Source organism: Flocculibacter collagenilyticus, assembly GCF_016469335.1.
In the GTDB taxonomy this organism is placed as follows: domain Bacteria; phylum Pseudomonadota; class Gammaproteobacteria; order Enterobacterales; family Alteromonadaceae; genus Flocculibacter; species Flocculibacter collagenilyticus.
On sequence record NZ_CP059888.1, the window covers coordinates 3,445,735 to 3,469,024 of the forward strand.

22 protein-coding genes are annotated in these 23,290 nt (G+C 39.9%); 6 read left to right on the top strand and 16 right to left on the bottom strand.

From position 1 onward, the window contains the following. Positions 1-50: 50 nt before the first annotated feature. The 3 genes from HUU81_RS15300 to HUU81_RS15310 all read right to left on the bottom strand — a co-directional run bounded on the left by HUU81_RS15300 (position 51) and on the right by HUU81_RS15310 (position 3,781). Positions 51-2,300 (bottom strand): TonB-dependent receptor plug domain-containing protein, encoded by a 2,250-nt coding sequence (locus HUU81_RS15300; RefSeq protein WP_199609776.1) that lies wholly within the window; start codon positions 2,298-2,300, stop codon positions 51-53. Positions 2,301-2,502: 202 nt separating this feature from the next. Beyond that, positions 2,503-2,748, bottom strand: coding sequence for a hypothetical protein (locus tag HUU81_RS15305; protein ID WP_199609777.1), 246 nt, complete (start codon positions 2,746-2,748; stop codon positions 2,503-2,505). 217 nt (positions 2,749-2,965) lie between these two features. Continuing rightward, positions 2,966-3,781 (bottom strand): hypothetical protein, encoded by an 816-nt coding sequence (locus HUU81_RS15310; protein WP_199609778.1) that lies wholly within the window; start codon positions 3,779-3,781, stop codon positions 2,966-2,968. 381 nt (positions 3,782-4,162) lie between these two features. Here HUU81_RS15310 and HUU81_RS15315 point away from each other — a divergent pair, with 381 nt between their 5' ends. Both HUU81_RS15315 and HUU81_RS15320 read left to right on the top strand, forming a co-directional pair. Continuing rightward, a complete protein-coding gene (locus HUU81_RS15315; protein WP_199609779.1) occupies positions 4,163-4,624 on the top strand; it encodes a hypothetical protein in 462 nt (153 codons plus the stop codon). Further along, positions 4,617-4,823: a helix-turn-helix transcriptional regulator gene (locus HUU81_RS15320; RefSeq protein ID WP_199609780.1), complete on the top strand. Its 207-nt coding sequence runs from the start codon at positions 4,617-4,619 to the stop codon at positions 4,821-4,823. Before HUU81_RS15315 ends, HUU81_RS15320 begins: the two co-directional genes overlap by 8 nt. A gap of 191 nt (positions 4,824-5,014) precedes the next feature. Here HUU81_RS15320 and HUU81_RS15325 read toward each other — a convergent pair whose 3' ends face one another. From HUU81_RS15325 to metB, 3 genes are all read right to left on the bottom strand, one after another. Further along, the gene (locus HUU81_RS15325; protein WP_199609781.1) at positions 5,015-7,708 is read right to left on the bottom strand and encodes a leucine-rich repeat domain-containing protein; all 2,694 of its coding nucleotides are present in this window, start codon (positions 7,706-7,708) and stop codon (positions 5,015-5,017) included. A 220-nt stretch (positions 7,709-7,928) separates the two neighbouring features. Next, positions 7,929-8,921, bottom strand: coding sequence for a methylenetetrahydrofolate reductase (gene metF / locus HUU81_RS15330; RefSeq protein ID WP_407644827.1), 993 nt, complete (start codon positions 8,919-8,921; stop codon positions 7,929-7,931). Between the two features lie 45 nt (positions 8,922-8,966). Continuing rightward, a complete protein-coding gene (gene metB, locus HUU81_RS15335; protein WP_199609782.1) occupies positions 8,967-10,268 on the bottom strand; it encodes a cystathionine gamma-synthase in 1,302 nt (433 codons plus the stop codon). Between the two features lie 263 nt (positions 10,269-10,531). Here metB and metJ point away from each other — a divergent pair, with 263 nt between their 5' ends. Then, positions 10,532-10,858 (top strand): met regulon transcriptional regulator MetJ, encoded by a 327-nt coding sequence (metJ, locus tag HUU81_RS15340; RefSeq protein ID WP_199609783.1) that lies wholly within the window; start codon positions 10,532-10,534, stop codon positions 10,856-10,858. A 143-nt stretch (positions 10,859-11,001) separates the two neighbouring features. Here metJ and HUU81_RS15345 read toward each other — a convergent pair whose 3' ends face one another. Together HUU81_RS15345 and HUU81_RS15350 are read right to left on the bottom strand one after the other, a co-directional pair. Further along, positions 11,002-12,270, bottom strand: a complete 1,269-nt coding sequence (locus HUU81_RS15345) for a pyridoxal-dependent decarboxylase, exosortase A system-associated (protein ID WP_199609784.1) — start codon at positions 12,268-12,270, stop codon at positions 11,002-11,004. After that, a complete protein-coding gene (locus tag HUU81_RS15350; RefSeq protein ID WP_199609785.1) occupies positions 12,263-13,834 on the bottom strand; it encodes an acyl-CoA ligase (AMP-forming), exosortase A system-associated in 1,572 nt (523 codons plus the stop codon). The genes HUU81_RS15345 and HUU81_RS15350 overlap by 8 nt, the downstream gene beginning before the upstream one ends. A 298-nt stretch (positions 13,835-14,132) precedes the next feature. Between HUU81_RS15350 and HUU81_RS15355 the strand changes: the two genes are divergently transcribed. Further along, complete coding sequence (locus HUU81_RS15355; protein WP_199609786.1) at positions 14,133-14,375, top strand: acyl carrier protein; 243 nt, start codon at positions 14,133-14,135, stop codon at positions 14,373-14,375. 114 nt (positions 14,376-14,489) lie between these two features. Here HUU81_RS15355 and rplI read toward each other — a convergent pair whose 3' ends face one another. Genes rplI through rpsF form a run of 4 tightly spaced genes read right to left on the bottom strand, consistent with a single transcriptional unit; the run spans position 14,490 to position 15,934 of the window. After that, a complete protein-coding gene (rplI, locus tag HUU81_RS15360) occupies positions 14,490-14,942 on the bottom strand; it encodes a 50S ribosomal protein L9 (RefSeq protein ID WP_199609787.1) in 453 nt (150 codons plus the stop codon). Positions 14,943-14,972: 30 nt separating this feature from the next. Further along, positions 14,973-15,203: a 30S ribosomal protein S18 gene (rpsR, locus tag HUU81_RS15365; protein ID WP_199609788.1), complete on the bottom strand. Its 231-nt coding sequence runs from the start codon at positions 15,201-15,203 to the stop codon at positions 14,973-14,975. 11 nt (positions 15,204-15,214) lie between these two features. Continuing rightward, the gene (priB, locus tag HUU81_RS15370) at positions 15,215-15,520 is read right to left on the bottom strand and encodes a primosomal replication protein N (RefSeq protein WP_199612103.1); all 306 of its coding nucleotides are present in this window, start codon (positions 15,518-15,520) and stop codon (positions 15,215-15,217) included. A gap of 6 nt (positions 15,521-15,526) precedes the next feature. Then, on the bottom strand, positions 15,527-15,934 hold the full coding sequence (gene rpsF, locus HUU81_RS15375; protein WP_199609789.1) for a 30S ribosomal protein S6: 408 nt from the start codon (positions 15,932-15,934) through the stop codon (positions 15,527-15,529). A gap of 242 nt (positions 15,935-16,176) precedes the next feature. Here rpsF and HUU81_RS15380 point away from each other — a divergent pair, with 242 nt between their 5' ends. Further along, positions 16,177-16,476: a hypothetical protein gene (locus HUU81_RS15380; protein WP_199609790.1), complete on the top strand. Its 300-nt coding sequence runs from the start codon at positions 16,177-16,179 to the stop codon at positions 16,474-16,476. A gap of 13 nt (positions 16,477-16,489) precedes the next feature. Further along, positions 16,490-17,065: a hypothetical protein gene (locus HUU81_RS15385; protein WP_199609791.1), complete on the top strand. Its 576-nt coding sequence runs from the start codon at positions 16,490-16,492 to the stop codon at positions 17,063-17,065. Positions 17,066-17,121: 56 nt separating this feature from the next. On the opposite strand, the gene rlmB is transcribed toward HUU81_RS15385, so the two are convergent. The 4 genes from rlmB to HUU81_RS15405 form a co-directional block, all read right to left on the bottom strand. Next, positions 17,122-17,862: a 23S rRNA (guanosine(2251)-2'-O)-methyltransferase RlmB gene (rlmB, locus tag HUU81_RS15390; protein WP_199609792.1), complete on the bottom strand. Its 741-nt coding sequence runs from the start codon at positions 17,860-17,862 to the stop codon at positions 17,122-17,124. Between the two features lie 57 nt (positions 17,863-17,919). Next, positions 17,920-20,364, bottom strand: a complete 2,445-nt coding sequence (gene rnr / locus HUU81_RS15395; RefSeq protein WP_199609793.1) for a ribonuclease R — start codon at positions 20,362-20,364, stop codon at positions 17,920-17,922. Between the two features lie 128 nt (positions 20,365-20,492). Further along, a complete protein-coding gene (locus HUU81_RS15400) occupies positions 20,493-21,053 on the bottom strand; it encodes a DUF1285 domain-containing protein (protein ID WP_199609794.1) in 561 nt (186 codons plus the stop codon). A gap of 75 nt (positions 21,054-21,128) precedes the next feature. Beyond that, complete coding sequence (locus HUU81_RS15405) at positions 21,129-22,964, bottom strand: DEAD/DEAH box helicase (protein ID WP_199609795.1); 1,836 nt, start codon at positions 22,962-22,964, stop codon at positions 21,129-21,131. Positions 22,965-23,290: the final 326 nt, after the last annotated feature.

Genomic DNA, 23,290 nt, shown 5'->3' on the forward strand with positions numbered 1-23,290 from the left:
CTATCAGGGCTTTTTTAATGCTCAATTAAAGGGTACTTAATCGCTGCTAATTAAAATGTATAAGTAAAAGACAGTGCCGCATTTCTAGGTTCAACTGCTGGTGTACCGGGGTCTTCATTGAGCTTTCCTCTTGCCCTTATCGGATACAACCCTCGCTCATCCCAAACATTATGTACGACTAAACGTAGGCTCATTGCACGATTAATATCCCAAGCTATACTCACATTCCCCCAATTAATACCCGTCTCTTTCGAATTAGTCCATGGCGCCCACCAATCTGCCAAACTAATGTGCTGATAGGCAAGTGTCCAGCCTTTATAAAATTTCCACTGTGAACTATATCGCCAAATCGATTCTGGCATGCCATTCGCGTTAATATCATCGGATGTTCCTGCAACTGGTGACTTCATGCCTAGGGCAAAGCCGTCGGCACTGATTACATCATGAGTGCTGTAGGAGATTTGATGCTTCCAGCGAGCTGATTGCCAAATACTGGAGAGTTCTACGCCACGCAATTTAATTTTACCGGGCTGATTAGCATAATAAAAAACGCCTCCCCAACTCCCAATGGTATCGGTTCCTATTGCAGCTTCAGGTGTACCGTTGCGGGTTGATAACGTTAAGATAAAATCTTCAATTTCATTATAAAAAAACACTGCATCAAATTGCCAAAAATCGGATAACTTGCCTTTAATCGCAAACTCATAGTTTTTGAGTGTTTCTGTTTTAGGCGATGGGGCGTTCATTGCAGGGCTGCCATCACTTGAAGACGTCATCCCTGAACCTTCTAGTTGATCTAGATTATCTTCAGACAATAAACCATCTCGTAAAAATCCTCCCGTGTAATGCACACCCGGTGGCCCTCTAAACCCTTTCTGATAGCTAAGCCGATAAACTGTTTCACTTTCCGCTGGCGCAAAACTAACACTTAAACGCGGGGTGAATTCATTACCCCAATGTTCATGGTGATCGTATCGTGCACCCAAGTTGATATGCCACTCTGGGGTTATATCGCTGGTTATCTCGGCTATCAGTGCTTTGTTCAAAAATGTTTCTTCAAATAACCATGTATGGGTTTGATTTACTTGTTCAGTGAGTTGAGCGGTACGATTAACAATAAAATTATCACCTTGCCAGTTACTATCTCCTGTTTTTATATATTCTAGCTCAGCAGCCACCACCCAATTAATGCCTTTTCTTGCATTACGTTCGCTTGTCACAACGGTATCGTTTTCAGCCCCGATACGAGGTATTGGTTGATTTGATCCAAGCTGTAATTTTAAGAAGCCACGCTGCTCTCTTGCGCCTCCGGTCGTTTCCCCTGTAGTCAAATCGTAAAGGCCGTAATCATCTACTTGCCAGTTGCCCGTATAGGTAAGGTGGTACTCTTCATTAAAATTATGATGATATTCGGCGGCGATAAATGTTAATCGTTGCTCAACTTGATCTCTGTCTTTTGTCCAATTATATAAGTCACGAATTTGCTGATGGTGCTGTAATTGCACCTTCCAACTTTGGCCTGTCAGCTTGGAAAAAAATCGGGTTGCCCTTGCGTGGTTTAACTTATTTCCTCTTAAGGCGGGCGGATTAGGGTGCGACGAGTCACTTTCTTGAATCTCAATTGCCCACCCCTTTTGTGGCAGCTCAATGCCATCAAACAATTGTCGTGACAAGTACCATTGCCACCTCAAATCGTTCCAAGTTCCTCCCCCCATCACACTTGCTTTGTGCCATCCATACTCACCAGCACTAGCAGTTGCTATCAACGGTTCCTCAATGTTGCGAGTAATAATATTAATAACACCTAACTGCGCGCCTTGCCCCTGCATTACGCTACCTGGGCCACGCACAACCTCTATTCGCTCAATGTAATCAAGGCCAATACCATTTAACACGCTGTCAGCAGGCCCCCAAAACCAATCTGCATTTACTTTTATTCCATCTATTAACAGTAAAACCTTACTGTTATTATCTGGCGCGACGCCTCTAAAGGCTCCAATCGTATCGTCTTTATCTTCCGCCTTAAAATATCCGGGAACATATAAATTAAGTACATCATTAAGTGTGCGACCACCTGAGTATTGTATTTCTGAACGATGAATGACAGTTACTGAAGCAGGTAAGAATTGCTGTCTTGACTCCGTCGTAGAGCTCACATTCACATCAACATTCAATAATTCATCTAACGATAGGGAGAATACGTCTTGTGGCTGTTTAGCCTCAGCACCTGTGTTATACGCTAGCGCCGTCAGCGCACAAAACACGCTAATTCGACATGAGTTTTTATGGTAATTGAGCATATCAATACTCTATAACTATATTTGTACCCAAAGTGTAGAAAAGTTAACAGTGAATACAAAACCGAAAGTGCGTTTTTCTAAGACAGCAGCCGTAAAGATATAAATAGCAGCGCAAAATTAATATGCGATGGGTAGGATGACGATATGATTGGCAAGTTTGTAAAATAAGCAGAAGTATTTAGGGCGTGTTGACCTTTCGAGGTTATTTTTTAGGCCAAATGGCTGGTAACACTAGCCTTGATTGAATTGCGCTGTTACCCGCAAACTTACTAACCAGTAGCTTAGCAGTTAATGCACCAGAACGAACAAACGCCGCTTCCGAACGGTTTAACTTAACTGTATAGTCGGTTGTCACAAAGCCATGTTGCACAACATATGTTAAAAATATTTCACTATCTTTTTCAAAGCAGACATAGCTCCAAGGTGCTTCTTCAATAATTTTCTCCATAACCCTATACTACTTTTACCTTTTTTGAAGCAGAGCAACACAAAATTGATTAACAAACCGATAGTTAAACACACCTTCACTTTTCAAGGACGTTTTGGCAAAAACTTGTTTATTAGCCACCCAAGTAACAGCATGTAATGTGTAATTTTTCATGTTCATACAGTATCTAAAATAAAAAGCCACATCGAAAATAAACAAAGTTGCTTATTAGGTTTAGCTAAATTCTTATTCTAAGTGTTAAGCCCATAAGCGGTTTAGATCGAGTAACATACAACCTTGAAAAGCCAGCATACACTACCACCATTATAATACCCAATACAAACATGGGGATGGACGATGGCTCAGGTATTGCCGAAATAAAATAATGGTTATCGCCCACACCTGCCACAACGGAAAGTGTAGCTATACCCGTGTTTACTCCCAACCAACTTACAAAGCGATCATAATGATCAACATAAGGCTTGGTGCCTCCTCCCATTATACTGTCATTGCGCGTCAACCCTGTTTGAGGATCAACGGCTCCACCAGCATACTCGTCATATATGCCAACCATATGACCAAATTCATGGGCAGCAACGCGTCGGTGATACCACTCAGTCCAATTTGAATTGTTATACCAATTTGTCATATTCGCCCTACCACTGCCTTCATGCACGTTTAGCACATAATCAAAGTCATTCGAACTGTATTGGGTAACCCAATCAATATTAAACACAATATCGTAAAAATAGGTGCCATCAAAAATATCAAATGAGTCTCCCCATATTGATTTAATGCCGGTCTTCCAAGTATTTAGTAGCGCCGTGCTCGCATTAGCACCTGCCAAATAAACATCGACATCAACAATAAGATCTTGATTAATAAATGAGATGTCATAATTACTATTCCAGCCATAACGACCAGAAGTAAAACGCTCAGAAATTTTTTCAGGGCTAATATCAGAGATAAGCCCTGCGTAAGCGGTGTTTGTAAATAACATATTCAGTAAGAAAACAATACTTAACAGGATGGGGCTACAAGCAATTAGTTTCATAGTGCATGCTCCTAAAATGAGTACATAAATTCTAGAAGCTGAATTGTAAAAGTAAAATTATTCATCACATTTATTTAACAAGTGCTAAATAAATGCGCATAAGTAAAGCACGATTTCATTCACCCGCAGCTAAACCACAACCTTAATGAATTATGTAGCACCGAGAACTTACAGTAAAAATTACCGGCCCGCGCTTCCACAATGAGAAAAGAGATAAGAGAAGAGAAGAGAAGAGAACAAAGCATGAGCATGTATGCTCAATAAAAAATCAATGATACCCCAAGGTTACTATTGACACCCTAAGGTATCATCAATATACTAGCCTCATTGATACCCCTAGGTATCAATAATTCTAATTGATTACTAACAAGGAACGAAACGATGAACCACCCCGACATTGAAACAAATTATTTAAAGAACAATGCTCTAAACATGTTCTTTCTTTCAATCTTTTTTATAGTTAGCGCTGCATGGCCCTTTATTGACAGACAAGCAATACCCGGCGCTATCTATATATTGATGAGCCTAGGGCTACTTGCAATAATCATTACCGCATTAACATTTGGCTTAAAATCAATAAAAGGACTAAGCAAAGAACACAAGCAAGCTTTCTGGTACGGCCAGTTTAGCGACGAGTATCTTAACTTCGTCAACCTTCAGGGGTACAAATACGCCTTTAACATTGCAATCAGCGCATTACTTATTACATGGCTAACAGCCATACTAGGGTTCTCATTAACATTTCAGATAAATACCCTATTAATGGTGCATGCCCTGCTCGCTATTATTTTCTTAAGCTACTCGCTTAGAGTCCTGTACTTATTAAGGGCTGAAGATGAATAGTGAAGTAGATAACAACATTGCGAAATATCGGGCTAAGCAAAAACTGTCTCAACAAGAATTAGCCGATGCAATTGGCGTCTCTAGAAAAACAATTAGCACCGTAGAAACTGGCAGGTTTACCCCTTCAGTGGTAATAGCATTGAAACTCGCTCGTCACTTTAATGTGCCCGTAGAGTCGCTATTCAGCTTAGAAGTGTAATGTAAATTCGCCAGGCAAGCTAAGCTTATACTCAGCGAATGCACTGATTATTATGCAGTAGCTATTTTATGCAGATATTTTGTACACTTTTCGATCATAATGTACAAAAAATAAAAAAGCTTGGTGAAGAAAACTCATCACCAAGCCATATAACCTACATTAATTTTTTATATCTCAAATCAATTAATTAATTAATTACATTGTGAAGCCGAAACATAATTAATACTTGTTTTATCCTTTAAGCGCTCAACATCATCGCACGGCAAGTCATCATTACCATACAAGTCTACACGACTAATTATTGGTAACAAATGTAATGCATCAATATTTGTTAAGTCATTATAGTCTAAATCTATATTTGTTAAGCCCTGCAACACATCTACATTAGTTAAATGTGTCAAATCATTCCATCTTAGATTTAAACTTTCTACTGAACTAAAGCGAGTTAATGACGGCAGTATCGATAAATTATTATTCGACAGGTTTAGTGACTTTAAATTTACCAATTTTGCAGTATCATCACCTAAACTCTTAATAGAACTGTAGTTTACAGATAAGGACGTTAAGCTAGTTGCAGTTAAACTTGATAAATCAACATTATTACTACGATGTATTTCAAGTTGCGTTAATTTATCTAAACTTGATAATGGAGATAAATCAGTATTCTCTGAAATTGTTACCTCTAATCGGCTTAAATTCTCAAAACCTTCTATACCAGAGAAGTTTGATATTTCGTAGCTCGAATAACAGTACAAGCTCGTTAGTTTTAGCGCATCGCGAACGCGTTTATCTGCTACACACTGCTTCAAATTCTCATCAGCAATTTGCAACTCAGACACTGGCAGCTCAACACAGTCGCCAAAATATGTAATAACAGTTGTCGGCTGTGCCGTGCTAAGTGCATCAAGTGTAGAACAAGTTAAATAATTATTAGACTGTAACATTATTTTTTTGATTGAACCTAGCTCCAGTAATGCGCCAAGAGACTCAACCTTACTTTTTTTCAGCACCAATTCTTCCAATGCTTGCATAGAAGATAAAGCAGAGATATCAGTTAGTGCTGGCGCGTCAAGGATCTCTATCTTTTTTAAGTTTATTAGAGTATCTAAAGCAGCTAAATCCGTTACATCACTCGCAAACTTTACTTTGATATGCGTTAAGCTTTTCGCACTTGCTAAATTGCTAAGTGCGTTTGATTTCAAGTAACTAGCTTCAAAATAACTGAGCCTTTCTAGGCCTTCAAGAGCAGGTAATGTGGCAAATTCATCATAGTAGACATTATTTAAAGTAAGCGATGATAAGTTAGTCAAATTAGTGATTGAATCAAGAGAATCATATTCATTATAACTAAGATCCATCTTTTCAAGGTTAACAAGTGAGCTCAGAGGCGTTATATCAATTGATGAATTTCTATACAGATTATTGATTTTTAACTCCTTCAGATTGGTTAAACTACTTAATGGCGTTAAGTCACTTAAATTCTGAGAGTTCGATATGTCTAAAAAGATTAAGTCAGTAAGATCTTTAAGCGGACTCAAGTCACTTATACGGGAGTTACCAGCAACAACAAGTTGCTTAATTTGTTTATAGTCACTGATAAACGCAAGGTTACTTAAGTTAGATTCAGATACATTTAAGTATTCTAAATTTTCTAAGACACTAAGAGCAGAATGGTTCGTATAATTTTCTCCTCCTGCTAAGTCTAACGTTTTTAGATTTACAAGATGTGCAATTGTGCTTAGATCTAAAGGTTGATATGAGTCATCAGCTAAACGTAATGATTCTAAGTTTGATAACGCCTTAAGCGCAGCTAATGAGTCTACATCTGTATATGAAAGATCTAGCGACTTTAAATTAACTAAACCTAAAACTGCAGAAATGTCTTTTAATGAAAAGTTCCTTGCTAGATTCAATTTTTCTAAGTTGATTAAATCAAGTAGGAATGATACTGAAGAAATATCAGCCTGGATTAACTCAAGGTTCGACAGCTTAACATTCTTTGATAACGATTGAGCATTATATGAATCAGCTTTTTTTATTAGTAAGGCTTCTAACTGAGTATTTTCAGAGAAAGCACTCAAATCTATTTCAGCGCCCCAATAATAGTCCATGTGATAAATCTCATATAGTGTCAGCTCTTTAAGATTCACCATATTAGAAAAAATAGATGGAAGCACTGTAATATTGTTATAACTTAAATTCAGCTTTTCAAGTTTAGTTAACTCGCTTAAGTCACTTACTGCATCATTATTAAGCATATTGTTAGACAAGTCTAAATACACTAATTCGGTAAGTGTATTCAGCCCCGTTAAATTGTCTAACTCAGCATTGGTTAACGAAAGTTTAGTTAACCCTTCAACGTCATCTAAACCACTCAAATCAGCAATTTTATATCCGTCACAACTTAGTGTTGTAATACCTATATCTGCATTTTGTTTTTGAGCGCATGCTAGTAGCCCTGCATCACTAGTAATAGTTTCATCAATATCAGCATATGCTTCAACATTAATTGTTACGCTTTGAGTTGCCTTGCCACCATTATTGTCTGTTACTGTCAGTGAGAACGTTAATACTTCGTCAACTGCGATAGATGGAGCGAAAAAAGCAAGCTTAGAAGTACTTTCCTCTTCTAACTCAACAACTGTTCCGCTAACCTGACTCCAACTATATGTAACAATTGAACCGTCAATGTCTGATGCACTCGCATTTATTGCAACAGGTTCGCGCTCCTTGATTGAAACATCTTCTATTGCATTAATGGTTGGCAATTGATTATTTTTCTTTGCTGCGGGAGCTTCTTTATTATCAGAACCTCCACCACACGCTGTAAGAAAGCTTGATAATAACACGGTAAGTGTCGCTAATTTGAATTGATGATACTTCATTACTGTCCTAGTAACCTCATAATACTATTTGAAATGATTTTTCTGGAAATATACGATTTAACAAATCTCGTGAGATATATGTAAATGGCTTTAGCCACTAATTCCCGAAAAGCGCGACATTGTATACTTATTAACCTAAAAGTCAATTCCATCGACGAGCATTATTAATATTTTAATTGTTTTTTTTCTTCAATTTCTCTAATAAATATTTACATTAATTTTAAAGCTTAATGCCTTGATATGTAGCTTTTTGATTTATAACTAAATCTGCAGGTATTTCGGTTGCGCTATTTATATTGAGTACACTCTCCTGTTCCCGAATCCCCAACATATGGCAAATCGCGTAGGTTAATTCGCTGCGATTAAGTGTATAGAAATGAAAGTCGTTCACCCCTTCTTTACTTAGTACTTTTACCATTTCCATCGCAATATTGGCACCAACAAGGTTACGGGTTGTGGCGTCATTTTCTAACCCTTGATAGCTTTGGTGTAGCCAGCTTGGAATGCTGACATTAGTGATCCCTGCAAACTTAACGAGTTGCTGGTAATTGGTTACTGGCAGAATACCCGGGATAATTTCTACATCTATTGCTGCGGCGGCGCACCTGTCGCGAAAGCGCAAATAGGTTTCAATATCAAAAAAGAATTGAGTAATAGCTCGGCTCGCCCCTTCATCGACTTTGCGTTTTAAATTAATTAAATCAGACTGAGCGCTTTTCGCTTCAGGGTGTACTTCTGGATATGCTGCAACGGTAATGTCAAAGTCTGCTACTTTTTTTAATAACCTAACCAGCTCAGAAGCATACATTAATTCACTATTATTACTTGCCCCATTCAAACTGTTTGTTAGCGGTTTATCGCCACGAAGGGCAACGATATGGCGAACACCTGAATGCCAATAGGTGTTCGCTAAATCAATTAACTCTGCCTCAGTTGCATCAATGCAGGTTAAGTGAGGTGCTGCAGCTAACTGCGTATTATGCTGTATATGCTTAATAACATCATGCGTGCGTTCACGGGTGCCTGAACACGCGCCGTATGTCACCGAAACAAATTTTGGATTTAGTGGTGCTAAACGCGCAATAGAGCTACGTAATGTTTGCTCCATTTTAGGGGTTGAAGGTGGAAAAAATTCAAATGAAATATCTACCTTTCCTGCAACATCTACTAAATTACGATTTATCGCTGCAATGTGTTGTGCATGACTTGCCATTATTTCTATCCTCTTATGAATAAATGATTTGAATAAAAACAGGCGTTACCACTGCGCAGCAAACTGTGTGCTTAAGCGGCATGTAGCGTACTCTAAATCCCATGTTTCATTGCTTGTGTTATCCGCTTGAGAGTGAGTATTAATGGGCAATTTCAAACGCGAAATAGTATCAAAGCCTTGTTGTAAATCTGCTATTAAATCTTGAACATCTTCAATGCCCACGCTAATACGTATTAACGACTCGCCGATTCCAGCGTGCGCCCTTGCATCCGCTGTCATTGCTGCGTGTGTCATTGTGGCAGGATGACAAATTAAGCTTTCTACTCCTCCCAGCGATTCGGCCAAAGTAAACTGGTTAAGTTGGGCAATAAACGTTTTAACCACCTCTTTGATAGTGTGGCTATCACCCTCAAGCTCAAAACTGAGCATCGCGCCAAAACCATATTGCTGTTGTTTGGCAAGTTCATGCTGCGGATGGGTATTTAATCCTGGGTAATATACTTTTTTAACTGCGGGTTGCGCGGCTAGAAAGTCTGCTATTGCAATTGCATTGGCTTGATGCTGGCGTATTCTGGGGGTTAATGTTCTTAAACCACGCAATGTTAAAAAGCTATCAAACGGTGCACCAGTAATACCAATACAATTTGCCCACCAGGTTAGTTGCTCACCTAGCTCTTGAGACTTTGTGATCACCGCGCCGCCCACCACATCACTATGGCCATTAATGTATTTGGTGGTGGAGTGCACTGCGATATCTGCCCCCAACTGTAGCGGCTGCTGTAGTACGGGTGAAAGAAACGTATTATCAACTGCAACTAATGCATTTAATTTTGCTGCCTGTAAACAAACCGCTTTTACATCAGTTAGGCGCAGTAATGGGTTACTTGGGGTTTCTATCCATATTAATTTGGGTTTGATGGCTTCTAACGTTTGTTCCAAATCTGGTGCCGTAAAATCTATGGTTTGCAATTGAAATTGATTACGTTTAGCAAGGTGCGTAAATAACCGAAAGCTACCACCATAACAATCATGCGGTACAACTAATACATCTTCAGCTTGTAGGAGCTGTGTTACTAAGTGTATGGCTGACATTCCGCTGCTGGTTACAATGCCTGTTGACCCTTTTTCTAATTCGGCCAAGGTAGCTCCTAAAATGTCTCTCGTAGGATTGCCAGAACGTGTGTAGTCGTACTGACGTGGTTGTTCAATATCGGCAAAAGAAAAGTTACTGCTTAAATGGAGTGGCGGCACAACTGCGCCATGATGCTGGTCTTGATCAATACCAGCACGTACAGCAACGGTATTCAAACTGACCGATTTGTTCGAGTAATTTGTGGAGTGGCTCATAGTTATTTCTCAATGCAATTTATTATTTGGATGTTTAGACGTCTATAAATCTAGATTTAAATTTAATTGCTGTCAACCAAATTTTTAGCGTATTAATAAATACCTATTAAACAAGCGTTGTAAGGCGTGTTGACTCATACAGTAAAACAGTTAGAATTTACGCAGTTTTTAGAATTGAATGGCGCGAAAGGTGCACTGGCACAAAGCTATTAATTTTAACCAAAGTCACTCTCAGTATTAGACTATTAATCAAGGCTTAAGTAATGGCAGAATGGAATGGTGAGTATATTCACCCGTACGCTGAACACGGTAAAAAATCAGAGCAAGTTAAAAAAATTACGGTTTCAATTCCACTTACCGTATTAAAAGTATTAACTGATGAACGTACACGACGCCAAGTTAAAAACCTGCGTCATGCAACCAATAGTGAGTTGCTATGCGAAGCATTTCTTCACGCATTTACTGGGCAACCGTTACCCAACGATAATGATTTGATGAAAGACAATCCAGAACAGGTACCTGAAAGTGTTAGAGAAATTTTAACGCAACGCGGTTTACCGATCCCAGATATTGAAACTTCTGAATCATAGTGGGTTAGCAATGAATTTGTGCGTGATTTGCTTCGCGTTACTTTTTTGTTTGTATTAGCAAAACAGCCCCAATGGGGCTGTTTTCATTAATGAGGACATTTCGTTGTTGCAATATCACGCACAAGTGAGTATTGCGCAAGTTACTACAATAAGATCTCTGTGACGTGTGGATGCCCCAAAAAGTCTTGCGGACTGGCTGTTGCACCATAAGCTCCTGATTGATATACCACAAACCAATCGCCTATTTCTGCCTGCGGAAGTTTGAACTTATCCGCAAGTGTGTCTAACGGGGTACACAATGGCCCTACCACAGATACAGGTTCTTGAATCACTGCTTCATTCATTTTATTAGCAATTGCTACTGGGTAGTTTTTGCGAATAACTTGGCCAAAGTTACCTGAGTTAGACAAATGATGATGTAAACCACCGTTCGTCATAATATAAGTATGGCCGCGAGACGTTTTAATGTCTGTCACTTTACACGCATATATCCCCGCTTCAGCCACTAAATATCGACCCAGTTCAATTACAAGCTCAAGCTCTGTTAATTGCGAATATTGGGTAAGTAGTGAGCTCAGGTTCTCGCCTATTGGCGCTAAATTAAGACGTGTCTCTCCGGCAAAGTAAGGAACACCGAAACCGCCACCAATATTAATGGTTTTCACTTTAACAGGTGTGACAGCGCACAACCGATCAGCTAATTCGAACGTGCAATTGTGCGCATTCATGATGGCGTCAGGTTTTAAATTCTGCGAACCCCAAAAAATATGAAAACCAACAAATTCAAACTGGCTAAAATCCATCTTGGGTAATTTATCGAGCAGGATCTCTTCATCAATACCAAACTGTTTAGGGCCACCACCCATTTTCATTCCTGCACCCTTTAGCTCAAACGCAGGATTGACCCGAAATGCTATTTTAGCTTGTTTATTGGTGCACTTGCTTAAACTGATCGCACGTTCAAGCTCTGTTAACGACTCTACATGCAATGTAATACCAGCCTCAATTGCAGCAGTGATCTCTACTTCTTGCTTGGCAGGCCCTGCAAAGCTAATTTCACTTGCTGGCATACCACTTTGTAATGCTAATAACATTTCTTTGTGCGAGGCAACATCAAAGCCATCCACCTTGGTCACCATCGCATTGACTAACGCAGGGTATGGATTTGCTTTAATAGCGTAATGCAACTTAATAGATTGGGGGATGTGTTGTTTAAAGTTCTCAATCTGTTTTTCTATAACATTAAGATCGTAGGCATAAAATACGTCTTGGTTAATCAAGCGGGCAATTTCGTCTAACTTAAATCCAGCGATTAAAAGCTGCTGATCTTGTACTGCAAACTGATCCATTTGCTGATGTATAGGCGCCACTTTTTTTGTAGTTGTTTGGCTGCCTGCTGCTAAGTTAACCATTAACGAAAGCTTCCTTATGTTGTTGAGACAATAATGTGCGGTCTATTTTACCATTGGCGTTGCGTGGAAGCTTGTCCATAAACACAATTTTATGAGGCACCATAAAGTTTGGTAATTGCTTTTTACATGCTTTCATAATGACGCCTTCTGTTACCTCGGCCCCTGCCGTTAATGTAACAACTATGGCTTGCCCTAATGTTGGATGAGTCACACCAAACGCAGCCACTTCATGAATATTGGCATCTAATTGGTAAATTTCTTCTTCTATTTCATTTGGGCTAACACGATAGCCTGATGTCTTTATCATTTCGTCTTTTCTACCAACAAAATATAAATAGCCATCTTCATCTTTTTTCACCCTATCGCCACTCCAAACAGCGTACTCAGGCAAGCATAATTCTGGTAACTTCGTTGGTGCTAACTTAAACCGTTCAGCAGTTTTTTCGGGGGCGTTCCAATAACCTAAACTAACCAGTGGACCTAAATGAACTAATTCGCCCGGCTCATTCGCTACACACTCGTCGCCATCATCATTTACCACAATCACTTTTGCATTAGGAATAGCTTTGCCCATCGAACCTGGCTTACTGTCTACATCTTGTGGTGGTAAATATGTAGAACGGAATGCTTCCGTTAAACCGTACATCAGGTAAGGGCTGGCTTGATGAAAAATATCTCGTAAACTGGCTAGCAAGGGTTCTGGCATAGCGCCACCGCTATTTGTAAAATATCGAACTGAACCTGCTACTTCTTTTGGCCAATTTAACTTAGTGAGTTGCATCCATAAAGGCGGTACGGCTGCGATACCAGTAATACTGTATTTTTCTACCGCCTTAACAACGTCGTTAGCTAAAAAGTAATCCAGTAATACTGCCGTAGCTCCCACGTTGAAGGCAGACGTTAACTGACTCAACCCATAGTCAAAGCTCAGTGGCAAAATCGCTAAAATATTATCTTCTGCTGTATTTTCTAAATACGTGGAAACACTTTGGGCGCCTACCACCATATTACGGTGCGAGATCACCACACCTTTTGGTTTACCTGTACTACCTGAGGTATATAAAATAGCCGCCATTTGATTATCAGTTACTGGGCTGTGGGAAACGTTCGATAGCGGTAAATTATCAAAGTGAGACACGCGAATATGACCTGCAAATTCACTGGCTTCATCATCAATTAAGATAATTTCTTTTAAGTCTTGGCACTCGCTTAAAATGCTAGAAAGGGCTTTCAATCTATCTTTGCTGGTGACCAGCACTCGAACATTACAGTCATTTAAAATATGCTTAACTTGCTCGGCTTTTAAGACAGGGTTCACTGGCACAAATACCCCGCCCGCTAGGGAAGTCCCAAAAAATGCGTATATCGTTTGTGGGAGTTTAGGAAGAAATACTGCTACTCGCTCTTGTGGCTGCAAGCCAAGTGCTGAAATACCTTGAGCAAAGCGTTGAATGTTTTGGGATAACGCCTGATAACTCACATCAGTATCTTTATGTTTTAATGCAATATTATCTTTAAATTGTGTCGCGCCAGCTAAAATAAGATCATGTACAAATGTAATCATTCCGTTTAACGTCCATTCGATATATTTGTGGCCACCAATTAGGGTGCTGTAGAGATCACTTAAACAACAAAAAATTGTATTGTGACGCTGCTTGAAGCGCCAAAACCAAGTCTTGTATTTAAGCTAATTATTTATGATTCACTTAATTTACCAATTACGTATAATAACGCGTTTAGAAAATAAGCATAATGGTTTTCATTAGCTTATTTAAAAAATAAACTAGGGCACGCCCTAATATCTTAACCTGTTTCTTAATTTGGTCGACTAAATGTTGGCCGCTTACTTCATGGAAAGCGCGATGTCAGTAAATACCCATGTTCAAAAAATCCTAATTGAAACACTGCAATTAGATGAATCTACAACTTTCAATGAGGATGACTTATTACTCGGTTCTATTCCTGAATTCGATTCAATGGCAGTAGTCACCGTGATTACCTCTATTGAAGAAACATTCGATATTTATGTAGAAGACGATGAAATTAGCGCAGAAACATTTGAAAGCTTTGGTAGCCTGTGCGCCTTTGTAGAGTCGAAGCTGTAACTTTTCATGTACTAAGTACAAACGCTAAATACAAAAAAGCCGTATTTAAATGAATAAATACGGCTTTTTTAATGAGCTATACCTGCGCGATATAGCTCATTACATAACAACTAATTAAGCTTCAGCAATTACTGCAACTTTAACGTTAGTAGTTACGTCAGCGTGTAGCTGAATAGCAATGTCGTATTCGCCAGTTTCACGAATAGCACCTAAAGGAAGTTTAACTTCAGCTTTAGTTACTTCAACACCCGCTTCAGTGATCGCATCAGCGATGTCACGAGTACCGATAGAACCGAATAGCTTGCCTTCATCACCTGCTTTAGAAACGATAGTCACATCATTTAGTGACTGAAGTTTTTCAGCGCGGCCTTCAGCAGCTGTTAACTCTTCAGCTAACTTAGCTTCTAGTTCTGCACGACGTGCTTCAAATTTTTCAACATTTGCTTTAGTGGCAGGTACAGCTTTACCTTGTGGGAAAAGAAAGTTACGTGCGTAACCCGCTTTTACTGCTACCTGATCACCCAAACCGCCTAAGTTAGCGATTTTGTCTAGTAGAATGATTTCCATCTTGCTACCTCTAGTAATATGGGTTAACTATTACTGATTATGTAAATCAGTGTATGGTAATAGTGCTAAATAACGTGCACGTTTGATTGCGCGAGCAAGTTGACGTTGGTATTTAGCTGAAGTACCTGTAATACGGCTAGGTACGATTTTACCACTTTCAGTTACATAGTTTCTTAAAGTAGCTAGATCTTTATAATCAATTTCTTGTACGCCTTCTGCTTTAAAACGGCAGAATTTACGACGACGGAAGTAACGTGCCATGAAACACTCTCCTAACTTAATCTTTCTATCTGTTGTGCATGTAATACCAGCAGTGGGTTACCTTGTTTGGATTCGTGTCTGTTTAAAAATCCAGCCACTCTTAGTACACTGCCAACATCTAATGCTTGAGTATAATGTTGTGATGCTTCGCCACTAACAACCACTTGCATTCTTAAGTACGCTTTTCGTTGCATACCTGCTTCAAGTTGTTGCGACTGGTGTTCCAATACAAATTTGCAATGAGGAATACCCGCCGGGCTTGTTGAACGCATGGGTGTTTTGCAAACCGTTCCGGTTAACACATACCAATTGTCCATCACAAATTATTCTGCTGCTGTCTCTTCTTTAGTTTCAGCAACAACGTCTTTTTTCACTTCGCGAGTATCACGAGTATCACGAGAATCACGCGCGTCTTTTTCTTTAGCAAAAGGAGACGCTTCAGTTACAGCTGATTTAGTACGCATAACCATGTTACGTAGTACCGCATCGTTGTAACGGAAAGTAGTTTCAAGCTCGTCGATAGTTTCAGCATTAGCTTCTACGTTCATGCAAACGTAGTGTGCTTTGTGAAGCTTAAGGATAGGATAAGCTAGTTGACGGCGACCCCAGTCTTCTAAACGATGGATAGTACCACCAGCTTCTTTGATAGTACCAGTATAACGCTCGATCATACCAGATACTTGCTCACTCTGATCAGGGTGAACCATAAATACGATTTCGTAATGACGCATTTTGGATCCTTTCGGTTTAAGTAGCCTCTTTAGATAGCTCAGCCAAACTATCGCTAAGGCAAGGAAACAATTAATTGGCTGATAAGGGCGCGCATTGTACGTTATTCCGCCAAGTGAGGCAATACTAATAGATGATTAAACAGATATGTTTTTTGTAGCGTAGAAAATGACATTTACACAAATTTAAAATAATGTTTATATATTTGTTTCTATATTTCGATTAAAAAGTTAATGAGGAAGCAATGTCAGGATGCACCTTAGAATCACAAGTAGATTTAAGTGACTACAGTAAAGAGCAGTTAAGCATTATCAAAGAGGTTCTTCAAACCGCTTTGATAGGTAAAGGCGCTATAATCTTTGGAAATATCTTATCTTTATTTAGCCGTTCTGCAAGTAAACGCTTTTTAGCCGCGAAGGGCTCTACAGATTGGAGCAATATTAGCAAAAGTATAGAAGGACTTGATAAAGTTGCTAGAAAAAAAATTATACCAATAGCCTCATCCGCCTCACTACGCACTAATGGAAGTGAAAGCCAATTTTGAGGAAGTTAGCAATATGTTTCCGCACAAAAGCTTGATTGTATTATTTACGCTAATGTTCGCTAGTTCATCATCTGCACTCGAACAAACGAATAAAGATATTTACGTTGCCCTTGCACAGAACCTGATTATTAAACTTGGTGAGTTAACTACCGCAATAGAGCAATGTGAAGCTAAACATCAGCGTGCCACTATTACCACTAATGAAATATCAAAGTGCGAACTAACTGAAAGCACAATTGATGGACTAATGCATATAAACAACCTTCATGAGTTAAAGTGCTCTAAGTCGTTGCAACTAGAAGTATTACAACTGCTGACAACAGAAAGAAATATGCGGCATGAATATAAAGTACTAGAGCAAAATATTGAAGGTGTAGACGAGCATACTTTAAAGTTTTTTGATGTATGGCAAACGATGCTCCCCATCACCACCCCCCAAACATTTGAAGCAAAGTTGATGTTCGATAGTTTGGCTGCTAAAGATCAGGAAAAACTTATCAATTGTAAAGCTCTACAACGCCCATTTGATATTTTTAGTGTCGTTGATGGTGTACGACTGGCTTCAACTAAAGGCACACAACGTCAATAAGCTAAATGAAAAGGAAGTATGCATATACTTCCTTGGAATATGGTGCGAATAATTGTCTACCCCAAGCGCTGGCGTAATACTTCAAATAAACAAATACCCGTTGCAACCGACACATTCAAGCTAGAAACCGTACCTTGCATTGGAATTTTAACTAACTGATCACAATGTTCTCGTGTTAAACGACGCATGCCATCACCTTCTGCGCCCATGACAATTGCGGTTGGTCCTTTTAAATCAACATCAAACAAGTGTTGATCGGTTTCACCCGCCGTGCCTGTAATCCATACACCCGCTTCTTGTATCGTACGCATAGAACGCGCTAAATTGGTAACTTGTATTAATGGGATCGTTTCTGCAGCTCCGCACGCCACTTTACGCGTTGTTGCAGTTATTTTTGCCGACTTGTCTTTAGGCACAATCACAGCGTCTACTCCAGCTGCGTCGGCACTACGCAAACAAGCACCTAAATTATGTGGATCGGTAACGCCGTCTAAAATCAGAAGGAAAGGAGACTTTTTCGTTTCTAAAATATGATCTAAGTCGCTTTCGTTAAATTGCTTTCCTTGTTTTACACGAGCAATAATACCTTGGTGCTGCTCACCTTTAGATTTATCATCCATTGTTTTACGCGTCATAAACTGTACCGACACACCAAATTTTCTAAGTTTACTGATTAACGGATTCAGCCTGTCATCACTACGTCCTTTTAACGCATATATTTCAATAAAGCGCTCTGGCTCTCTAGCTAAAATTGCTTCAACGGCGTGGAATCCATAAATTAATTCTTGGTTACTCATACGGTTCTCTATCTTTTGGTGTTTACAACGTTTTCAATTACAAATTTATACTTAAATTTAATCAGCTGTGCGCTTTCGAGCATTTTTACCAGGACGCTTTTTTGCCTTACCTGCAGATGACTTTTTTACACCTGTTTTTACGCTACTTTTTTTACGCGGGCTTTTCTTCTTGGTGCTTTTACTTGTTTGCTCGTTTGCACTGGTGCGAGCCTGCCCGCTTCCCTTGCCTTTTCTTCTGCCTTTTCGCTTTTTATCTTTATTGCTCGTAGACTTACTTTCATCATCAGATAAGCTTTTTCTACTTCTTATTTTAGACTTAGTGCGCTGTGGAGCAGAATCACCGGTTAATACAAAATCTATTTTACGATCATCTAGATTTACGGAAGCAACACGAATAGATACTTTATCCCCTAACTTGTAAACAACCCGAGAGGCTTCGCCAATCAACATTTGTTTCGCACCATCAAAATGATAGTAATCATTTTTTAATGATGTCACATGCACTAAGCCATCTATCATCAGATCATTGATTCGAACGAATAAACCAAAATTGGTGACTGACGCAACAACCCCATCAAACTCATCACCAATATGATCTTGCATGAACTCGCACTTTAGCCAATCAGACACTTCACGGGTGGCATCATCAGCTCGGCGCTCTGCCATTGAGCATGACTCACCTAATTGCAATACCTCTTCTTCACTATATGCATGGGCACCCGTTGTTTGTTGGCCTTGGTGTTTTAAAATACCCTTAATGGCTCGATGAACAACGAGATCAGGATAACGACGAATCGGCGAAGTAAAATGAGCATAGGCAGGAAGCGCTAAACCAAAGTGCCCAATGTTGTCACTTTGATATACAGCTTGCTTCATGGAGCGCAATAACATGACTTGAATTAAGTCGATTTCATCCCGCTCAGAGACGCGTTGTAACTCTTCAGTCAGCTCTTTAGGCTCAGGAGTCAATGACAGCCGCGTTTCAATACCAAGCTCGCCTAAGAACCCACGGAAATTGGATAATTTTTCTTCGTCGGGTTTATCGTGAACACGGAATAAGCCATACGCTTCATGCTTTTCTAAAAATCTGGCTGCTGACACATTTGCTAAGATCATGCACTCTTCAATCAGCTTATGTGCATCATTTCGGTGTACTGGCTCAATACGCGCTATTTTTCGCTGTTCATTAAATACAAAGCGTGTTTCAACGGTTTCAAATTCGATTGCACCGCGTTCAGTACGTGTAGATTTAAGTGCTTGGTACATTTCATGGAGGTGCGTTAAATGAGGCACAAAATCGGCATATTCTTGGCGTAACGCTTCATCACCTTCCAAGATTGCTCCAACTTTGGTGTAAGTGAATCGCGCTTTAGATTGCATGGTGGCTTCATAGAATTTATAGCCTGATAGCTTACCATTAGCACTCACTGTCATTTCACACACCATACATAACCGATCTACCAAAGGATTGAGTGAGCATAATCCATTCGACAGTTTTTCAGGCAACATGGGGATCACTTTCTCAGGAAAGTAGACCGAAGTACCGCGTGAAATTGCTTCTTTATCTAGTGCCGATTGATAAGTGACATACGAGGATACATCAGCAATCGCTACCCATAGGCGCCAACCACCCGATGTTTTCGGTTCGCAATAGACTGCATCATCAAAGTCTCTGGCATCTTCACCATCAATAGTGACTAAGGGCAAATGGCGTAAATCGATACGGGCTTGCTTTGCACTTTCAGGCACTTCATCATCAAGCGCATTAACTTGTTTATCAACTGCCTCTGGCCATTCATGGGGAATATCGTGATTGCGTAACGCCACCTCAATTTCAAGGCCTGGTGCCATATGTTGCCCAATCACATCAACTATTTTGCCAACAGGATGCATTCTACGCGTTGGCCGCTGAGTAATTTCGACGGAAACCACTTGGCCATGTGCAGCTTCTTTCTCGCCACCAGGACGAATAATAATGTCATGGGTTATTCTGCTGTCTTCTGGTCTTACGTATGCAACACCATGCTCGACTACAAGACGCCCTACGATCACTTCATCACGCTGCTCAAGAATCCGTACAATGCGGGCTTCTGTTTTATTTCCTTGGCGCTTCCCCGCTTTGGCAAGCACATAATCCCCGTGGATAACTTGTTCCATTTGATGAGCTGGTAAAAACCAGTCTTTGCTTTCACCTTCTACATTTAAAAAACCAAAGCCATCGCGGTGGCCGATAACCCGACCTTTTACTAGGTCCATTTTATCGGGCAAACCGTATCGGTTGTTTTTTGCATACACAACTTGTCCGTCACGCTCCATTGCGCGAAGGCGTTTCTTCAAGGCAAATAATCGTTCGTCGTCGAACACTTTTAGCACAACGGCGATGTCATCAAAACCTAATGGCTTATCGTGTTGTTCAAGGAGGGAAATAATAAACTCGCGACTTGGCACGGGATTGTCGTATTTTTCTTTTTCGCGGTTATGATATGGATCCTGGTTAGGCATGTATTCTTATTTTTTCTTTCTATTTAGTTTAAATTGTAACAAACCTTCGCATATTAGATACTTTTAAAATGGAGTCTGTTGTTTTTATTCGCTCAGCTTTCACTGTAGTTATTGGCACGTTATAAAGATTAATCCATCAAGCCAAGCGAAAAGTCTTCATCATCACTGGTAATGACCCAATGTTTCTGACCATTAATTTGCTTTTCATGGCCTTGCTCTATCATCTGATAAAACACATTCCTATGAAGCACTGCTCTTAGATTTCGTCTCACCGTTACGTAACTTTTGCTCTCGTTAAAGTAACTTGAAAAAGCAGTAGTTAACGGGTTGTCCTTATTGATTATTCCCTTATCCCCTAAATTGGTTGTGTATTCAATCACCTGACCATTTTTAGTAGAGAGTAATTGCCAATCAGTAACCACAAAAGGCACATCTTCAACTTGAATGCCCACTTTTTCCACAGGTGTAATGAGGTAATACTTTTCTGGCGTGTGCGTCTCATCACATATCAACACCGAAGCAAATAACGACACCATGTTAAGCCGTGTGATGGGTGTGCCCATATAGTACCACGTACCATCGTGTTTAATTTGCATATCAATGTCGCCACAAAATGATGGGTTCCACTGTTCTACAGGGGGGTGAGATGAATTAGGGGTTAGCTGTTGATAGAGTTGATTTATATTCATTTTTTATGGGTTAGTACACTCAGTATGGCAATATTGTCATACTGAGTGTAGCAGTAATTTATAACTTAAATTGAGTTATGAATTACTACGAGGCTTACGCTTGTTACCACCTTGACGATTTCCGTCACGTGGGCCACTACGTTTACCGCTATCATTACGCTTGCCACCTTCACGACGTGGCGATGAAGGCGCATTATCGGTATAAGGACGTAACTCCAAACGACGACCACATACACGTGCCGCTTTTATCGTTTGAGCCGTTTCTTTGTCCATACCTTTTGGTAAATCAACTAATGTGAAACCTTCATAAATTTCAATGTTACCAATGAATTTACTGTCTAAGTTTCCTTCATTAGCAATTGCACCTACAAGGTTGCCAGGCTTAACACCATCTTTATGACCCACTTCTACGCGGAAACGTTCCATTGGAATGTCTGGGTTGTCTTTTAATGGCTTAGGTGTTGCTGAAGGTACACCTTGTCTTCTGTGCTCGCCACGCTCTGGACGGTCACCGCGATCTCTATCACGACCACGACGGCCACGATCATCGTCTTGACGTTCACTTGAGAAATTCTTCTCACGTGCACTTTCACTTAAAAATAGTGGCTCTTTACCCTGCACTAATTTTGCAATTGCTGCTGCAAGGTGCACTGGGTCTACTTCGTTGTCGTGCAATACTTCTTCAACAACTTGCTTATAAGTTGCTAAATCATCATCACCAATTGAGTCAACAATACGTTGCTTAAACTTGCTTACGCGGTGTAAGTTAATATCACTTACTGAAGGCATTTGCATTGTTTCAATCGTTTGCTTTGTTGAACGCTCAATTGCTTTAAGCAAACGTCTTTCACGCGGAGCTGCAAACAATATCGCGTCACCTTTACGGCCTGCACGACCTGTACGACCAATACGGTGAACATACGATTCAACATCGTATGGAATGTCATAGTTGATAACGTGACTGATACGCTCAACATCAAGACCACGAGCAACAACGTCAGTTGCAACGATAATATCTAGTTTGCCCGCTTTTAATTTTTCAACAGTACGCTCACGTGATTTTTGTGCAATATCGCCATTTAACGGCTCACTTGCATATCCACGCGCTTCTAATTTTTCGCTTAATTCAACGGTTGCTGTTTTGGTACGAACGAAAATGATCACACCATCAAAGTCTTCCGTTTCTAAAATACGTGTTAGCGCGTCTAATTTATGAATGCCACCGATTTGCCAAACACGTTGACGAATTGTAGTTGCAGTACTCGTTTTCGCTGCAATTTTAATTTCAGTTGGATTATTCAAGTGGTTTGTTGCAATTTTCTTGATTTGCTGTGGCATCGTTGCCGAGAAAAGTGCCGTTTGACGCTCTGCTGGTGTGTGTTCAAGGATCCAGTCAACATCGTCAATAAAGCCCATGCGTAACATTTCGTCAGCTTCGTCTAATACTAACGACTGAAGGCGATCTAACTTAAGCGTACCTTTACGAATATGGTCCATTACACGTCCTGGCGTACCCACTACAACGTGAACGCCGCGCTTTAATGCACGAATTTGGGTATCGTAAGACTGACCACCATAAATAGGTAGTACATGAAAACCTTTGATAAATGAAGAGTATGTTTGGAATGCTTCTGCAACCTGAATCGCTAATTCACGAGTAGGCGCTAATACCAGTAATTGTGGAAATGCATCTTTAACATTAATTTTTGCAAGTAATGGCAAAGCAAATGCTGCTGTTTTACCAGTACCTGTTTGTGCCTGACCAAGAATATCGCGGCCTTCCATTAAAACAGGAATACTTTTAGCTTGAATAGGCGACGGTGTTTCATAGCCAACTTTTTCTAGTGCTTTTAATAAAAAATCAGGCAAATCTAGATCTTGGAAGGATAGAGTCGGCTGTTCTGAAGTCATGTATATAATACCTTATCTGTACATCTCGAATGGTGCATTACAGTGTTTCTGTATTCACAAACATTTCGACATGATTATGTTTTAAGCGCACAAAATTAACTTCGCCATACTGAAGAGTCAGGATGCAAAGGTAAGCATAGTGCAACTTTCTAAATTGTGGATTAATGGGTGGTGTAATAGATGGAAATTACACCGCGACAGTCAGCATTCGGCTGCTGTATAACTTGACTAGAGGAATAATGAGCTTTGCATTCACTACTAAAAAGAGAGTCCCGTCTTTGCGCTAAAATCTGATACTTGAATAAATTTCAAAGCTTGTCAGTGTG

Bases quoted from the DNA above. Each gene is read 5' to 3' on its own strand.
- HUU81_RS15405 (WP_199609795.1), bottom strand. From the start codon at position 22,964: ATGACTTCAGAACAGCCGACTCTATCCTTCCAAGATCTAGATTTGCCT.
- rpsR (WP_199609788.1), bottom strand. From the start codon at position 15,203: ATGGCACGTTACTTCCGTCGTCGTAAATTCTGCCGTTTTAAAGCAGAA.
- HUU81_RS15355 (WP_199609786.1), top strand. From the start codon at position 14,133: ATGTCAGTAAATACCCATGTTCAAAAAATCCTAATTGAAACACTGCAA.
- rpsF (WP_199609789.1), bottom strand. From the start codon at position 15,934: ATGCGTCATTACGAAATCGTATTTATGGTTCACCCTGATCAGAGTGAG.
- metB (WP_199609782.1), bottom strand. From the start codon at position 10,268: ATGAGCCACTCCACAAATTACTCGAACAAATCGGTCAGTTTGAATACC.
- HUU81_RS15300 (WP_199609776.1), bottom strand. From the start codon at position 2,300: ATGCTCAATTACCATAAAAACTCATGTCGAATTAGCGTGTTTTGTGCG.
- rlmB (WP_199609792.1), bottom strand. From the start codon at position 17,862: ATGAGTAACCAAGAATTAATTTATGGATTCCACGCCGTTGAAGCAATT.
- HUU81_RS15380 (WP_199609790.1), top strand. From the start codon at position 16,177: ATGTCAGGATGCACCTTAGAATCACAAGTAGATTTAAGTGACTACAGT.
- HUU81_RS15385 (WP_199609791.1), top strand. From the start codon at position 16,490: ATGTTTCCGCACAAAAGCTTGATTGTATTATTTACGCTAATGTTCGCT.
- HUU81_RS15310 (WP_199609778.1), bottom strand. From the start codon at position 3,781: ATGAAACTAATTGCTTGTAGCCCCATCCTGTTAAGTATTGTTTTCTTA.
- HUU81_RS15315 (WP_199609779.1), top strand. From the start codon at position 4,163: ATGAACCACCCCGACATTGAAACAAATTATTTAAAGAACAATGCTCTA.
- priB (WP_199612103.1), bottom strand. From the start codon at position 15,520: ATGGACAATTGGTATGTGTTAACCGGAACGGTTTGCAAAACACCCATG.
- HUU81_RS15345 (WP_199609784.1), bottom strand. From the start codon at position 12,270: ATGGTTAACTTAGCAGCAGGCAGCCAAACAACTACAAAAAAAGTGGCG.
- HUU81_RS15320 (WP_199609780.1), top strand. From the start codon at position 4,617: ATGAATAGTGAAGTAGATAACAACATTGCGAAATATCGGGCTAAGCAA.
- metJ (WP_199609783.1), top strand. From the start codon at position 10,532: ATGGCAGAATGGAATGGTGAGTATATTCACCCGTACGCTGAACACGGT.
- HUU81_RS15325 (WP_199609781.1), bottom strand. From the start codon at position 7,708: ATGAAGTATCATCAATTCAAATTAGCGACACTTACCGTGTTATTATCA.
- rplI (WP_199609787.1), bottom strand. From the start codon at position 14,942: ATGGAAATCATTCTACTAGACAAAATCGCTAACTTAGGCGGTTTGGGT.
- rnr (WP_199609793.1), bottom strand. From the start codon at position 20,364: ATGCCTAACCAGGATCCATATCATAACCGCGAAAAAGAAAAATACGAC.
- metF (WP_407644827.1), bottom strand. From the start codon at position 8,921: ATGGCAAGTCATGCACAACACATTGCAGCGATAAATCGTAATTTAGTA.
- HUU81_RS15305 (WP_199609777.1), bottom strand. From the start codon at position 2,748: ATGGAGAAAATTATTGAAGAAGCACCTTGGAGCTATGTCTGCTTTGAA.
- HUU81_RS15350 (WP_199609785.1), bottom strand. From the start codon at position 13,834: ATGATTACATTTGTACATGATCTTATTTTAGCTGGCGCGACACAATTT.
- HUU81_RS15400 (WP_199609794.1), bottom strand. From the start codon at position 21,053: ATGAATATAAATCAACTCTATCAACAGCTAACCCCTAATTCATCTCAC.